This window comes from Streptomyces sp. GQFP, assembly GCF_021545335.1.
Classification (GTDB): Bacteria; Actinomycetota; Actinomycetes; order Streptomycetales; family Streptomycetaceae; genus Streptomyces.
In genome coordinates this window covers 3,413,100-3,428,426 of record NZ_CP089312.1, presented here as the reverse complement: position 1 = coordinate 3,428,426, position 15,327 = coordinate 3,413,100, and the positions used below count along the sequence as shown (strand labels likewise).

Annotated in this window: 11 protein-coding genes; 10 read left to right on the top strand and 1 reads right to left on the bottom strand. The window is 70.6% G+C overall.

What is annotated here, in order from left to right:
- A complete protein-coding gene (gene deoC, locus LUX31_RS14975; protein ID WP_235479923.1) occupies positions 1-960 on the bottom strand; it encodes a deoxyribose-phosphate aldolase in 960 nt (319 codons plus the stop codon).
- 274 nt (positions 961-1,234) lie between these two features.
- Between deoC and LUX31_RS14970 the strand changes: the two genes are divergently transcribed.
- The 10 genes from LUX31_RS14970 to LUX31_RS14925 all read left to right on the top strand — a co-directional run bounded on the left by LUX31_RS14970 (position 1,235) and on the right by LUX31_RS14925 (position 15,265).
- Entirely contained in the window at positions 1,235-1,882 is a 648-nt protein-coding gene (locus LUX31_RS14970; RefSeq protein WP_235475291.1) for a PH domain-containing protein, read from the top strand.
- Positions 1,883-1,887: 5 nt separating this feature from the next.
- Positions 1,888-3,570 (top strand): hypothetical protein, encoded by a 1,683-nt coding sequence (locus LUX31_RS14965; protein WP_235475290.1) that lies wholly within the window; start codon positions 1,888-1,890, stop codon positions 3,568-3,570.
- Between the two features lie 337 nt (positions 3,571-3,907).
- On the top strand, positions 3,908-4,255 hold the full coding sequence (locus LUX31_RS14960; protein WP_235475289.1) for a hypothetical protein: 348 nt from the start codon (positions 3,908-3,910) through the stop codon (positions 4,253-4,255).
- A gap of 118 nt (positions 4,256-4,373) precedes the next feature.
- A complete protein-coding gene (pstC, locus tag LUX31_RS14955) occupies positions 4,374-5,411 on the top strand; it encodes a phosphate ABC transporter permease subunit PstC (protein WP_235475288.1) in 1,038 nt (345 codons plus the stop codon).
- A gap of 147 nt (positions 5,412-5,558) precedes the next feature.
- The gene (pstA, locus tag LUX31_RS14950; RefSeq protein WP_235475287.1) at positions 5,559-6,863 is read left to right on the top strand and encodes a phosphate ABC transporter permease PstA; all 1,305 of its coding nucleotides are present in this window, start codon (positions 5,559-5,561) and stop codon (positions 6,861-6,863) included.
- A complete protein-coding gene (gene pstS / locus LUX31_RS14945) occupies positions 6,860-8,584 on the top strand; it encodes a phosphate ABC transporter substrate-binding protein PstS (RefSeq protein WP_235475286.1) in 1,725 nt (574 codons plus the stop codon). Before pstA ends, pstS begins: the two co-directional genes overlap by 4 nt.
- On the top strand, positions 8,584-11,097 hold the full coding sequence (locus tag LUX31_RS14940; RefSeq protein ID WP_235475285.1) for a hypothetical protein: 2,514 nt from the start codon (positions 8,584-8,586) through the stop codon (positions 11,095-11,097). Before pstS ends, LUX31_RS14940 begins: the two co-directional genes overlap by 1 nt.
- A 211-nt stretch (positions 11,098-11,308) precedes the next feature.
- Positions 11,309-12,232, top strand: a complete 924-nt coding sequence (locus LUX31_RS14935) for a substrate-binding domain-containing protein (protein ID WP_235475284.1) — start codon at positions 11,309-11,311, stop codon at positions 12,230-12,232.
- 119 nt (positions 12,233-12,351) lie between these two features.
- The gene (locus LUX31_RS14930) at positions 12,352-14,052 is read left to right on the top strand and encodes a hypothetical protein (protein WP_235475283.1); all 1,701 of its coding nucleotides are present in this window, start codon (positions 12,352-12,354) and stop codon (positions 14,050-14,052) included.
- Between the two features lie 271 nt (positions 14,053-14,323).
- Entirely contained in the window at positions 14,324-15,265 is a 942-nt protein-coding gene (locus LUX31_RS14925) for a sortase (RefSeq protein ID WP_235479922.1), read from the top strand.
- Positions 15,266-15,327 lie beyond the last annotated feature (62 nt).

Here is a 15,327-nt window from a genome sequence, read left to right as displayed (position 1 = left end):
TCAGTCCACCGTCACGTAGTCGGGGCCGGAGTAGCGGCCCGTGGTCAGCTTCTGGCGCTGCATCAGCAGGTCGTTGAGGAGCGAGGACGCGCCGAAACGGAACCAGTGGTTGTCGAGCCAGTCCTCGCCCACGGTCTCGTTGACCAGGACCAGGAACTTCACCGCGTCCTTCGTCGTACGGATCCCGCCGGCCGGCTTCACGCCCACCTGGACACCGGTCTGCGCGCGGAAGTCCCGGACGGCCTCCAGCATGAGGAGGGTGTTCGCGGGCGTCGCGTTGACGGCGACCTTGCCGGTGGACGTCTTGATGAAGTCCGCCCCGGCGATCATGCCGAGCCAGCTCGCGCGCCGGATGTTGTCGTACGTCGACAGCTCGCCGGTCTCGAAGATGACCTTGAGCCGGGCGGACGCCCCGCAGGCCTCCTTCACGGCGACGATCTCCTCGTACACCTTCAGGTAGTTGCCCGCGAGGAACGCGCCCCGGTCGATGACCATGTCGATCTCGTCGGCACCGGCGGCGACGGCGTCGCGTACGTCGGCCAGCTTGACGGGGAGTGCGGCGCGGCCGGCCGGGAAGGCGGTGGCGACGGAGGCGACCTTGACGGTCGACCCGGCGACGGCCTCCTTCGCGACGGCCACCATGTCGGGGTAGACGCAGACCGCGGCGGTGGCGGGGGCCGTGCGGTCGGTCGGGTCGGGGCGGACCGCCTTGGCGCCGAGGGCCCGGACCTTGCCGGCGGTGTCCGCGCCTTCCAGCGTCGTCAGGTCGACCATCGAGATGGCGAGGTCGATGGCGTACGCCTTCGCGGTCGTCTTGATGGAACGCGTGCCGAGGGAGGCGGCGCGCGCCTCCAGGCCGACCGCGTCGACGCCGGGGAGTCCGTGGAGGTAGCGGCGTAGCGTGCTGTTGGACGCGGTCACGTCTTTGAGCGGGAGTGCGGTTGATGCAGTGGTGGGCATGGTCACAAGCCGAGCATATCTACGCGCGTAGCGGCTGTACAGGGGTTGTTTTCGCCCCCGCCGCCCTTACCCGTTCCCATCCCGTTCCTGGGGGCTGCGCCCCCAGACCCCCCTTTCGGCCTGAACGGCCTTGTCCTCAAACGCCGGACGGGCTGGTTTGTCAGCCCGTCCGGCGTTTGAGGACAAGGGGTGGCGGCGGGGGCGAAACAAGGCTTCTCGGACCCGCTCGGGGCCACCGGCCGGGCTCCCCCGCCGCGTCGGGCAGAATCGGGGCATGACCACCCCGGACCATCCGTCGCCCGCGCAGGGGCCTGCCAAACCCGAGTCTCCCGACCGGGCCTACCGGTCACCCTCCTCGATCGTGGCCGGCGTGCTGCTGCTCGGGCTCGCGGGCTGGCTCGGTGGCGACGCCGTGATCGTCGGGCACGGGCGGACCCCGTGGCTCGCGCTCGCCGCGCTGCTCTGCGCCGTACCGCTCGTGATCGCCTTCACCCTGCGCCCCGGCGTGTTCGCCAACGACCACCGGCTGCGGGTGCGCAATCCCTTCCGGGTGGTCGTGGTGCCCTGGGGCGAGGTCGCCGGGTTCCGGTCCAGCTTCTCGAACGAGGTCGTCGTCGAGTCCGGCGCCAAGTACCAGCTCTGGGCCGTACCGGTCTCGCTGCGCGCCCGCAAGCGTGCCAACCGCGCCCAGATGCGTGAGGCCCGCGAGGCGGGCGGGGGCCGGCCTGGGCTGTCCATCGTGCCTCCGGGGCCCACCCGCGCCCAGACCGACCAGATCATGGACGACCTGTCGCAGCTGTGGGAGGCCAGGGAGAAGGCCGCCACCTCCCAGGGCGAGGTGACCGTGAAGTGGGCGTACGAGATCATGGCGCCCGCCGCCGCGGGCGCCGTACTGCTGGCGATCCTGCTCGCGGTCGGCTGAGCCGCGTGACCTTCCCCGACGAGCCGCTGCGGCTGCCCCTCACCGCCATACCCGACGGCTGCCAGGACTGGACCACCGTCCGCGCGGCCCGCTGGTCCGCCGCCCTGCCCCCGCGCTGGACCTTTCTGCGGGTGCGCCGCTCGGTCGCGGCCGGCCTCGCCACCCTCGTGCTGTGCGTGGGCGCCCTGGTGGCGATGGCCGGCGGCCTGTGGCCGTTCGTCGCGGCCGGGTTCGCCGTGTACGTGCTGTGGGTGCTCGCCCGGCCCGAGCTGGTGTGGGCCGGCGCGCCCCTGCTGCTGCTCGCCCTCGCCGTCGAGGCCTCCTCGAAGTCCTGGGCGCTGACCGCCTTCGGCGTGCTGGTCGTACTGGGCTCCTGGGCCGTCGTGGCCGTCCGGCTGCGAGCCCGGAGCGAGCAGTTGGAGCGGGCCGTGGACGCCGCCGGGGGCGTCGCCGTGCTCGTGCCGGGCGCCGGGGCTCCCGTACGCCGTGGGCGGGTGCTGTTCGCCCTGGGGTTCGTCGTGCTCGCGCTCGGCGCGCTCACCGGAGGCACCGCCGGTCTCTGGGGCTCGACCCAGGACCAGCAGGGCGCCTGGGTCGTCACCGTCTTCCTGGCCGGCCTCGGCGTGACCGCGCTGGCCTCGGCCTGGCTCGGCCGGCAGCGGGCGGGCGCCCTGCGCGGGGCTCCGGTCCCGGTGCTCCGCGTGCTCGTCCGGGATGACGCGCAGGGCGGTACGGAGGTGTACGCCGCCGACGATCCCGCCGCCGAGCGACCCCTGTTCACCGTCGACCTCGCCTCCTTCGACGAGGACGACGAGGGCGACGAGGACGATGAGGACAGCGACGAGGATGAGGATGAGGATGAGGTACAGGACGAGGGCGACTCCCTTCAGCGTGTGCTTCTCGGGCTTGACGACGACACCTTCGGGCCCGTCCGGGAAGCCGTTCTCTACGGTGCTCCCTTCGACGGCGCCGAGGTTCTCGTCGTCAGCGCCGACGAGGATCCCGAGCAGCCTCCGCTGACGGAGTGGTCGGAGGGGCCCGTACGGCCGCTGTCGCCGGACGCGGGTCGCCGACGTGCCGCCCGGCAGCGTGAACAGGCCGCCGGCAGTCTCCAACTGGAGCTTCAGGGGCGGGAGTTGGCCGAGCGGCAGGCGGCCGTCAGCAAGGTGCGGCACTGGCGGGCGGGGTGGCTGGACTGGTTGGCCGCCGCGTTTTTCGTGTGGTGGGGGCTGTGGCTGAGCTGGGCCTGGTTCGGTGACTCCGGGCTCTCGTCGTGGAAGCTGGCGCTCATCCCGCTGCTCGGGCTGTACGGGGCCGTGCGCATCCCCCAGAAGCTTGCCTGGCGTATCACCGCCGACCGGTCCGGTCTCTGGGTCGCCGGGCTGCGCGGGCCCCGCCATGTGCCCTGGGACGACCTCCGGTTCGTACGGCGGCGGTCCCTGGAGCTGAAGATCGACTGGCGGGGCGGCGGCTGGGCGGTCTCCGCACCCCGCTGGGACCGGCTCCAGCGGCGCTGGGGGCTGACCCATCCGTACGACGCGCTGGCCGCCGAACTCACCGCCATGCGCCTCGACCCCGAGCTGCGGCCGTCGGGGGAGAGCGGCGTGGCCGAGCGGGGGCGGGCCGTCTGGCCGGTGGCCGCCGTGCTCGCGGGCGCGTGGGTGGTGGCGCTGGTGGCGTGGAGCTGACCGGGCGGCGTCGCGGCAGGGTGCTTCTCCCGTAAATTCCGTCTCAAATGGCGACTACGGCTGCTGTGGCAACGTTGTCCTGGTAGCCGCAGCGAGCACTTTCCCTGTGGCTGTCCTAGGGGTTTCCTAGGGACCACTTCGAGGTGAACCGTGTCATGGGCCGACAGTTTCCTCTGTCAACTGCCTCTGACCGCTCAGTAGATTTGCTGTCGCCGCCCCACATCGCCGTACCTGCGGTTTTCTCTCATCTACGGGCGGCGGGGGTGGGGACATGGAGCGGTCGGGCAGAGCGGGCGCGGCAGGGAGAGCGGGGCGAACCGCCGCCGTCGCGTCGGGTATGAGATGTCAGATCGACATCAACGGGGAGGGCCGGTTCGGCTGGCGGTTAGTCGCGCCCAACGGGCGGGCGGTCGCCGTGTCGGTGACCTTCCAGGACACACACGCGCGCTGTCGCGCCGCCTTCGTCAGGCTGTGCGCCTATCACGCGGACACCTCGGGCGGAATCCAGCACAGCGCCGGGGGCGGCGGCTGGGTGTGGGTGCTGTGGGACGGGCAGGGGCGTCATCTCGCCGCCTCCGCACGGACGTACGAGCGGCACGCGACCTGTCGTTCCTCCTATGAGCGCTTCCGCGGGATGCTGCCCGAACTGAGCACCGTGGGACCTGAGTTGTGGGGCGAATCCTGACGTAAGCGCGAACGGAAGCGGTGCTACCGGGGGCGGTGCGGCGGAAGTTGCCCCCAGGGCACCTCTCGTTAACCCTTCAGGATGCGCATGTCAATCGGGGGCTCGGAACGTCTGAATCGTGCCCTTGCCGAGAAGAACCAGACAGCCGCAGCCCGCGCTCGCCGCGGCGGGCTCGGCCGACGACGTGCCCAGACGGCTGTACGCCGACCCCGGGCTGCCCGACCGTGTCTTCCGTGCCGTCCTGCGCTCCGGCGGCGGGCTCGTGCTCACCGTCATGCTGCTCGTGGGCGGCTTCCTGCTGTACCGGGCGTGGCTGGCGCTGGACAGGGCCGGCTGGTCGTTCCTGACGACCGCCCAATGGGCGCCGGACAGCGGGCGGTTCGGGATCGCGGCGGTGCTGGTCGGGACCGTCCTGATCGCTTCCGTCGCCGTCTGTGTGGCCGTACCGCTCGCCACGGGTGCCGCCCTGTACATCTCCGAATACGCTCCGCCCCGGCTCAGACAGACACTGATCAGCGTCGTCGACCTGATGGCCGCGGTCCCGTCCGTGGTCTACGGCCTGTGGGGGGTGTTCTTCCTCCAGGACAAGGTCCTGCCCGTCTCCCGCTGGATCTCCGCCTACTTCGGCTGGATCCCGGTCTTCGACGTCCAGGGCGCCGACCCGAACGACCCGTTGGCGTCCGCCAGCGTGTACACCTCCTCGACGTTCATCGCCGGGCTCGTGGTCGGGATGATGATCGCGCCGATCGTCTGCTCGATCATGCGCGAGGTCTTCTCGCAGGCACCGGCCGGTGAGCGCGAGGGGGCGTACGCGCTGGGCGCGACCCGCTGGGGCATGATCCGCAGCGTTGTCCTGCCGTTCGGCAAGGGCGGCATGATCGGCGGCACGATGCTGGGGCTGGGCCGTGCGCTGGGCGAGACCATCGCGGTCCTCATGATCATTTCGCAGACCTTCGACATCCAGTGGCATGTCCTGCAGGCCGGCACCAGTTCCGTCTCCTCGCTGATCGCGCTGCGCTATGGCGAGGCGAGCGAGTTCGGTATGTCCGCGCTGATGGCGGCGGGGTTTGCGCTGTTCATGATGACCCTCGTCGTCAACTTCGCCGCGTCGTCGATCGTTGCTCGGTCGCGTTCGGGTGCGACGAGTGACGCGTGAGGTTTCGCTGGGGTGCGCCGATGTGCCGTCCGTCCGCTGTCTGTCGTCCGCGCCGCCGTCGTGGCTGGTCGCGCAGTTCCCCGCGCCCCTTTGGGGCGCGGTCGCGTGCCCCCCTCTTCCCAGCTCCCTTCAGGAATGAGTTCCATCATGACCGTTGCTCCTGAAGCGCCCGGGGCGCGGCAGGTGTCGAGGCGTTCGCGTACGGTGCTGCCCGGTTCGTCGCGTGCCGCCGATCCGGGCGGTGAGCGGCGTCGTGCCCTCACCTCGTTGCGTGACACCGATGTGTACGCCGTGATCGGGGCCGCTTCCGCCGCGCTCTCGCTGACCTGGCTGCTGTTCGTGTGGCTGCTGCCGTTCAACGGTCCGGTCGGGTTCGTCGTGATGGCGTACGGCCTCTTCCTGCTGGTGTACGCGCTGCTCGTCTCCCTCGACGAGGACGGCCCGGCCGTGGTGGACCGGATCGCGGCGGCCATGGTGCGGTCGATGGGGTTCCTGATGGTGGCGATCCTCGTGATCGTCGTCGTGTACGCGCTCGTCCAGGGCCGCACGGCCCTGGTGCACCTGAACTTCTTCACCGAGGACATGACGCTGGCGGGCCCGCTGGAGCCGCTCACCATCGGCGGTGCCCTGCACGCGGCGGTCGGCACCCTCATCATGATCACCATCGCGCTGGCGATCACCGTGCCGGTCGGCCTGGTCTGCGCGGTGTTCCTCACCGAGGTGCCGGGCCCCTTCTCGCGCTTCGTCCGCACCATCGTCGAGGCGATGACAGCGTTGCCGTCGATCGTCGCGGGCCTGTTCATCTACGCGACCGTGATCCTGAGCCTCGGCGTGGATCTGGGCGGCTTCGCCGCGGGGCTCGCCCTCTCGGTGATGATGCTGCCGATCATCATCCGCGCCGCCGACGTCGTCATCCGCCTGGTGCCAGGCACCCTGCGCGAGGCGAGCTACGCCATGGGTACGTCCCGCTGGCGCACGGTGTGGCACGTCGTCCTGCCCACCTGCCGCTCCGGACTGACCACTTCGGTGATCCTCGGCACCGCGCGCGGCATCGGCGAGACCTCCCCGGTGATGCTGACCTCGGGCATGACCCAGGAGCTGAACCTCGATCCGTTCCACGATCCGATGCTGGCCCTCTCGTTCGCGACCTTCGAGTACGTCAAGTCGCCCGAACCCACCATGATCGCCCGCGGGTTCGGTACGGCGTCGCTGCTCATGGCGCTGGTGCTCGTGCTGTTCGTGGCCGCGCGCGTCATCGGGGGCCGCGGACCAGGGCAGTTGACCCGCCGCCAGGAACACCGCCGCGTGGTCGCCTCGCGACGTGACGCGCGTCGCTTCGCCGAGCGGGCCGAGCGGTCCGAGCGGGCCGAGCGAGCGACGCCGGCCACGGCACCGGCCGCCCCACCCACTCCGCCCGCCACCTTCCGTACGCAACCGGGGAGTTCGTCGTGAAACCCGCCGCTCGTTTCCGTCTGGCGGCCACCGTGCTGTCACTGCTGTGCGCGCTGTTCGCCGTACAGACACCACCGGCCGCAGCGGCCACCTACGCGAAGATCACCGGCGCGGGGTCGACCTGGAGCTCCAACGCCGTCCAGCAGTGGGTCCGCAACGTCAAGGCCAATTACGGCATGACGGTCAACTTCACCGCCAACGGCTCCTCGCAGGGCCGTGAGCAGTTCAAGAACAACACCGTCGACTTCGCGGTCTCCGAGATCCCGTACGGCCTGAAGGAACAGGGCATCACGGACCAGCCGCCGACGCGCGACTACGTCTACATGCCGATCGTGGCCGGCGGTACGGCGTTCATGTACAACCTCAAGATCAACGGCAAGATGGTCACCAACCTGCGGCTGTCCGGCCCGGTCGTCGCGAAGATCTTCACCGGGAAGATCACCCGGTGGAACGACTCCGCGATCCGCGCGGACAACCCCGGCTTGACCCTGCCGGCCCGCCAGATCGTCCCGGTCGTCCGCTCCGACGGCTCCGGCACCAGCGCGCAGTTCACCACCTGGATGTCCAAGCAGTACGGCTCCATCTGGAGCGACTTCTGCGGCCGTACCGGCCGGGGCAGCGGCAACTGCGGGATGACCTCCAACTACCCGCTGCTCAGCGGCTCCGCCATGGTCTCCAAGTCCGGCTCGCTCGGCGTCTCCGGCCATGTGCGCCAGCCGTCCGGCGAAGGCGCCATCACGTACGTCGAGTACTCCTACGCCAAGAACACCGGCTTCCCCGTGGCGAAGGTGCTCAACAAGGACAACTACTACGTCGAGCCGACCGCCGCGAGTGTGGCGGTGGCCCTGACCAAGGCCGAGATCAACCAGAACAAGCAGTCCGTCAACTACCTGACCCAGATCCTCGACAAGGTCTACGCCAACCAGGACTCCCGCACCTACCCGCTGTCCAGCTACAGCTACATGATCATGCCCACGAAGGAGGAGGCCGGCTTCACCGCGGCCAAGGGCAACTCCCTTGGCACGTTCAGCCGTTACTTCCTGTGCGACGGCCAGCAGCAGGCCGAGCAGCTGGGCTACTCGCCGCTGCCGAAGAACCTCGTCGAGGCGGGCTTCCAGCAGATCCGCAAGGTGCCGGGCGCGCCGACGGCCTCGATCGACATCACCAAGTGCCGCAACCCCACCTTCTCGGGCGGCGTCAACACCCTGGTCAAGAACGCCCCCTTCCCCAAGGCCTGCGACAAGAAGGGCCCCACGCAGTGCTCCACCGGCACCGCCGGCGCCGCGAACCAGGAGACCCCGGTGAAGCCGGGCGCCACCAGCGGCGGCAGCGGCAGCGGCAGCGGCGGTACGTCGTCGACCGGCGGCTCCGGCACGGGCGGCACGGGCGGCAGCGGTACGAGCGCCAGTGGCGGCACGACCGGCGGTACGGACACCGACGGTGACGGTACGCCCGATGCCGCGACCGGCGCCGCGGCCGGGGGCACCTCCGGCGGCACGGTCGACCCCGACACCGGCGAGCTGGTCAGCGCCGACGGTACGGGCACCGGCGGCGACACCTCGATCGTCGCCAACCCCGTCAGCCTCGCCTCCGGCGACTCCTTCGGGCTGCGCGGCGCGCTGATGGCGCTGTCGGCCGTCCTGCTCGTCGCGGTGGTCGTCGGACCGCCGCTCACCGCGCGGGCCCTCGCGGCACGCACCCGCCGCAAGGGGGAGTACTGATGAGCCGGCCGACGACACGAATACCCACGGTGGGGCCACCCGTGTCCCCCGGCCGCCGCCGACGGCTCACGCTGGGCATGGGAGCCCTGCTGGCCGCCCTCGTCCTCGCCCTGCTGCCGCTGCCCGAGGGCGCGGACCAGGCGCGGGCGGCCACCGCCGAGAGCTCGGCGGTGACCAAGAGCGGGGCGGCGGGCAGGTACGACGACTTCTCGGACCTCAAGGTCACCGTGCACCAGACGAAGGGCCTGCGCTGGCAGGGCGTCAAGGTGTCGTGGACGGGCGGGAAGCCCGCGCCGGTGCTGGGCAAGTTCAACTTCCTGCAGATCATGCAGTGCTGGGGCGACGACCCGGACAAGGGGCCGGACCGCAGACAGTGCGAGTTCGGCAACGAGGCCAGGATCCCGCCGGGGACCAGCCGGGACGTCTCGCCCACGACCGACCCCCAGGAGACGGACGACTTCACGACGGACCCGCGCGGGAACACCTTCGTTCCCTTCCGGCCGGTGTCCGGGCCGTCGACCACGTCGAGGCTCGACACCACCTACTTCAGCGCCGGGGACACCAACTCCCTCTCGTGGCTGCCCAATGACGGCAAGGGCGAGGGCGAGGCGGTCTTCGAGATGAAGTCCTCGCTGGAGTCGGAGTACCTGGGCTGCGGGGCGCGCACCACGGCGTCCGGCGCGGTCCAGCCCTGCTGGCTGGTCGTGGTGCCCCGGGGCGAGCACGAGCCGGACGGGGTCTCGGACGTCAGCAGGCCGACCCTCACCTCGGCGCTCAGCCGGTCGAACTGGAACCAGCGGATCGTCTTCCGCCTCGACTTCGAGCCCGTCACGAACACCTGCGACCCGGACAAGCCGGAGCGCGTGATCATGGGCTCCGAGCTGGCCACCGACGCGACCACGGCATGGCAGGGCGAGCTGTGCAGGACCGGCACCCACCGGTTCACCTACACCCAGTCCGGTGAGGAACTCGCCCGGAACGTCGTGCTGGCACCGAGCGACTCCTCGGCGGGACTCGCCATGACGCTGGATCCCGTCCAGGCGCCGGAGGGGACGGCACCGGTGGTGCACGCACCGGTCGCGGTCAGCGGTCTGACGATCGGGTTCGTCTGGATGTACGAGAAGGGGACCTTCAACTACGCGCCGTTCAAGGAGGTCAGACTCAACCAGAGACTCCTGGCCAAGGCGCTCACCCAGTCCTACGCGAGCACCATGGTCTCCTCACAGGACGCCGTTCCCGACTACCTCACCGGAAATCCGAGATACATCGGCGGGGACCCGGAATTCCTGAAACTCAATCCCGCTTTCGACGGGAACGACTTCAATTCTCCGATCGGCCTCGTCATCACCTCGGAGAACACCGACTCGGCCCGCATGATGTGGGAATACATTCTGGCGGACCCGGCGGCGCGGGAGTTCATCAACGGGGAAAAGGACCCCTGGGGAATGAAGGTCAACCCGGAATACCTCAAGGACGGGGTGATCACGGACTCCCTGGACTACTTCCCCAAGGCGGACCTCACCCCCACGACCGTCGAGTGCAGCGGCGGGGCCGCCGGCCTCACCATGGCCCGTACCGGACAGGAGGTGGTCCCGTACGCGACGGACATGCACGAGGCGGCGGTGAAGATCCGCCGGGGTGACATCGGCACCGCCTACGAGTGCACCGTCAACCAGAGCATCACGAAGTGGGCGACCGTCGAACGCGCGACCCCGGTGACCCAGCGCCAGATGGGCATCGTGGACAACGCGTCCGCCGTGCGGTACCAGCTGAACGCCGCCGCCCTGCCGAACGCGGACGGGGAGTACGTCAAGCCGACCAACGACTCCCTGCTCAAGGCGGTCGCCGAGATGCCCGACTCCGAGGTGGCCGGCGTCAAGGCGGCCGACCCCGCCAGGATGACGGACGGCGCCTATCCGCTGGCCGCCGTGGTGTACGCGGCGGCCTCACTGGGCCAGGCGAAGGACGCCCGGCAGGACTACGCCAAGGTGATCAGGTACGCGGCCGGCGACGGCCAGACCCAGGGCACCGCGAGCGGCCAACTGCCGTACGGATACGCCCCGTTGCCCGCCGCCATGCGTACACAGGCCCAGCAGGCCGCCGACCGCCTGGAGAAGGGCGTCGTCGCGTCCGCGGAGTCGCCGGGCGCCGGTACGACCGACCCTGAAGGCGAGTCGGGCGGAAGCGGCGGTACCGGCAGCGGCGGGGGAGCCGGCGGCCTCGACGGCGGTACGGACACCGGCGGCACGACCGGCGGCGACTCGGCGGGGACGGCGGGCGCCGCCGCCCCGGACCCGGACGCGTCGGACACCTCCCGGCCCTCCGTCGCCCAGACGGATCCGGCGAAACAGAACGTGGCGCAGTCCGGCGGATTCACCCCGTCGGACATGCTCGGGCTGATCCGCTGGGTGCTCCTCGGAGTGCTGATCGCGGGCGGAGTGGCAGCTCTCGCCGGCCCGGTCATGCTGCGGCTCTCCGTCCGGCGGGGGACGGCGGGGGCGACGGCCCCGTGAATTCCCTTGGTGTCACGTAGGAAACCGATTCGTCATCTGACGAGCGGCTGGAATTGGTGGCCGCCGGTGCGAATTCATGGAATTTTCTTACCTGTCGGCCGACGGGTCGGCCGCGGAAAAGAATCCGGATTCTGCTCGACCGTTTCTTGCCCGACCGTCATTTGCTCGACCGTCCTTTGCTCGCAATCCGTTTCCACGGAGGAGATCAGAAGTGAACGTCAAGTCTCTCGCATTCGCCGGTGCCGTTGTCGGTGCCGCCGCTCTCGGCCTCAGTGTCATGGCCCCCGTGGCCTCCGCCGACCCGGCCGCCGGCGACTACCGTGTTCTCGCCGGCGTCGGCTCCGACACGACGCAGGACGTTCTCAACGGCCTTGGCGACTCCGTCGACGGCGGCACCCTGATCGCGTCGTACGACGCGACCCCCGCGGGGAACATCAAGACCCGTGCGAACGGCTGCACGATCGCCCGTCCGAACGGCTCCTCACAGGGCGTCACCGCGCTGAACAACGACATCGACACCAGCGCGGGCTGTCTGGACTTCGCCCGCTCGTCCCGTGGTGTCGTGACGGCCGGCGACGACCTGACCTGGATCCCGTTCGCCTCGGACAAGCTGACGATGGCGGTCCGTGCGGACAGCCCGCTGAACGACACCGACGGCCTGGACGTCAGCACGGCCCAGCTCAAGGCCATCTACGAGTGCACCCAGACCACCCTGAACGGCTCCCCCGTGACCCCGCTGCTGCCGCAGAGCGGCTCGGGCACCCGCAGCTTCTTCCTGGCCCAGATCGGCAACCCCACCCTCGGCACCTGCGTCGGCACGATGCAGGAGCACGACGGCCGGGCGCTCACCTCCACCGCGCACATCGCCCCGTACTCCGTGGCGAAGTACGTCAGCCAGACCGGCGGTCTGGTCGAGGACGTGCACGGTGACACCGTCCTGGGCACGATCGACGGCGGCGAGTACAGCCGCACCGTCTACAACGTCGTCGAGACCGACCGGCTGGGCGAGGCCGGCATCGCCGACACCTTCGTCGGCGCCGGCTCCAAGGTCTGCGCGGACACCTTCACGATCGAGCTCTACGGCTTCGGCACCGTCACCAACTGCGGCAGCACCGCCCTCACGGGCGAGAACTGATCGCCACGCACCAACCCCGCACAACGGCCGGGCACCCATCGGGTGCCCGGCCCGGCGGCGTATCCGCCCGTACCGAGAAGAACAGAAGTGCACCCGAAACCCCGTGGGGGGACCATCACATGAACCACCGACTGGCACAACTCAGATCACCGGTAGCACTGTTGACCTGCTGCGCGCTGCTGTGCGCCGCCCTGGCCGGGATGGTCGCCTTCGCGGGCCGGGCCAGCGCCGCCGCCGAGACCATCGGCACGTTCACCCTCAGCCCGGACACGGGCTCGATCTCGGCCGATCTCATGGCCACGTCCGCGACGTCGAGCGCCGGCTGCCCGGACCCCGCAGCCGGCCAGACCGCGAACCAGCCCCTCCTGTGGGCGCTCAACCCGGCCAACCTCGCCCAGGGCCTGAAGATCGCCGACGCCACGGCCACGATCCCGACCGGCACGGCTCCCTTCACGTCGAGCCTCAAGGCCGCGGCCCCCGTGAAGAGCCTGGAGACGGCGCTACGGGCCTTCGTGAAGACGGAGTCGCTCGACGGCACGTACACGCTGGGCCTGGCCTGCCGCAGCGGGCTCACCACGTCGGCCCGCTTCCTCGCCAAGATCCGGATCGTCGGCACCACCTGGACCCTCCTCCAGCAGAAGACCACCTCCGTCGCCCTGAGCGCGGCCGACGGCGTGTCCGTGGGCGGCGACCTCAAGCTGAGCGCCACCGTGACGCCCGCCGAGGCGCCCGGCACCATGGAGTTCAAGGAGGGCGAGACCTCGCTCGGCACGGCGAACGTGACGGGCGGCACCGCCGAGACCACCATCAAGGCACCGGCGGTCGGCGGCCCGCACACGTACACGGCCGTCTTCAAGTCCAGCGACCCCGAGGCCTACAGCGACGGCCAGGGAACCGACCCCGTGAGCATCGGCTACCTCCTCACCGCCAAGGACGCCGACGGCAAGACCCTCGGCGACAAGCCGACCCTCACCGTCGGACAGACCGTGAAGATCACGGTCAAGGGCTTCACCCCGGGGTCCACGGTCAAGGTGGTGCAGTCCCCGGGCACCGGGGCGACGTTCGCGGACGCGACCGCCGACGCCGACGGGGCGGTCGTCGACTACGCGTACACGGTCCCCGACCGCACCCTCGCCGGTGACACCCAACTGCTCCTCGAAGAGGGCGGCTCCGCCAACAACCGGGCGACCTTCACCTTCGTCAGCGCCGACGCGGAACCCTCCCCCGACCCCACCACCCCTGCCGACCTGGAGGTCACCGACGAGGACGGCACAGTCCTCGACGCCAACCCCAACCTCGCCGCCGGCCAGACCGTGAAGATCACCGCCCGCGGCTACACCGAGGACGCCGCGGTCAAGGTCACCCTCGCCGACAGCGAGGAGACCTTCGAGAACGCCAAGGCGAACACCGAAGGGACCGTCGAGGGCTACGAGTTCACCGTCCCGAAGAAGATCGAGGACGGCGACCACGTACTGACCCTGGCCGAGGACAAGACCGACGGGAAGAGCGTGGAGTTCGCGTTCACCACCGGGGATGTCGCCGGGGAGAGCCCCGAGCCCTCCCCGTCCGACTCGGCCTCGGACGGCACCACCGACGGCGGTACGGACAGCGGCGGCACGGACACGGGTGGCACCAGCGGTGGCGACACGGGTGGTACGGGCGGCGGCACCGGCACCGGCTCGATGGCCTCCACCGGCGCCCAGGTCGGCGCGATCGGCCTGACCGCCGTCGCCCTGCTCTGCGCCGGCTCGGCCCTCGTACTCCACATGCGCCGCAAGGGCCTGCTGACCTTCGGCACGGACACCCCACAACACCACTGACCGACCGAGCGGCTTGGCTGCGGGCCTGCGTGTTTCGCCCCCGCCGCCCCTACCCGTCCCATCCCTGGGGGCTGCGCCCCCAGACCCCAGCTGTCGGCCTGAACGGCCTCGTCCTCAAACGCCGGACGGGCTGAACTACTCAGCCCCTCCGGCGTTTGAGGAGCGGGGGTTCGGGGGCGGAGCCCCCGAGGATGGGACGGGTAGGGGCGGCGGGGGCGAAGGAAACACCCCGTCGGCGTACCAACCGCCCCCCTACGAGGAGCACACCGAAGTGACCACGCTCGCCCCACCCCCGGCCGCCCCGTGGGCACCCCCGCCCGGCCCACCCGCCGAAGAACCGGGAAAGCCCACCCCCCGACTCCCCGCCCGCCCCGGCCTCGCCCTCGCCGGAGCGGCCCTCTGCGTCCTGGCCGCCGTACTCCTCGGCTTCGCCGCGAACCTCACGATCGTCGGTCACCTCCAGCACGCCCGCGACCAGCAGACCGCCTACGACGAACTCCGCCGCCAACTCGCCCTGGGCATCGCCCCCGTGGGCCAGCTCGACTACGAGGGCAAGCTCCTGGAGCCGGGCGCGCCCGTGGCCCTGCTGAGGATCCCCGCGCTCGACATCAAGGAGGTCGTGGCCGAGGGCACGACGTCCGAGGTGCTGATGTCGGGACCAGGTCACCGCCGGGACACCCCGCTGCCCGGCCAGGCGGGAACCACCGTCCTCATGGGCCGGCAATGGGCGTACGGCAGCCCCTTCAACCACCTCCACAACCTGCCCGTCGGCACCCGCGTCGAGCTGACGACCGGCCAGGGCAAGGCCGTCTACGAGGTCACCGGCATCCGCCGGGCAGGCGACGAACTCCCCGACCCGCTCGCCGACGGACAAGGACGGCTCACCCTCCTCACCGCGACCGGAGCCCCGTACACCCCCAGCGGAGTGCTCCGCGTCGACGCCAGACTGATCACACCCGTGCAGCCCAGCCCGCCGCGTGAGCTGCGTCCGGGCTGGATCGCCGCCTCCGAACAGGCACTGGGCGGCGACGACAACGCCTGGCTCGCGGTCTTTCTCTGGACCCAAGGGCTGCTGCTCGCCGCGCTGCTCGCGGTGTTCGCGTACCGGGTGTGGGGGCGCTGGCAGACCTGGATCTGCGCGGGCCCCCTCCTGCTGGCGCTCGGGCTCGCGGACTCCCGGGCGATCACCGCCCTCCTGCCCAACCTGCTGTGAACCACCCGCCCTTGTGCCGTCCTCCCTCGTACTGGCCTTCCTCGTACCGGAGTTGAGATCAC

Coding starts and splice junctions, on each gene's coding strand:
- deoC (WP_235479923.1), bottom strand. CDS start 960: ATGCCCACCACTGCATCAACCGCACTCCCGCTCAAAGACGTGACCGCG.
- LUX31_RS14970 (WP_235475291.1), top strand. CDS start 1,235: ATGACCACCCCGGACCATCCGTCGCCCGCGCAGGGGCCTGCCAAACCC.
- LUX31_RS14930 (WP_235475283.1), top strand. CDS start 12,352: ATGAACCACCGACTGGCACAACTCAGATCACCGGTAGCACTGTTGACC.
- pstA (WP_235475287.1), top strand. CDS start 5,559: ATGACCGTTGCTCCTGAAGCGCCCGGGGCGCGGCAGGTGTCGAGGCGT.
- LUX31_RS14940 (WP_235475285.1), top strand. CDS start 8,584: ATGAGCCGGCCGACGACACGAATACCCACGGTGGGGCCACCCGTGTCC.
- LUX31_RS14960 (WP_235475289.1), top strand. CDS start 3,908: ATGAGATGTCAGATCGACATCAACGGGGAGGGCCGGTTCGGCTGGCGG.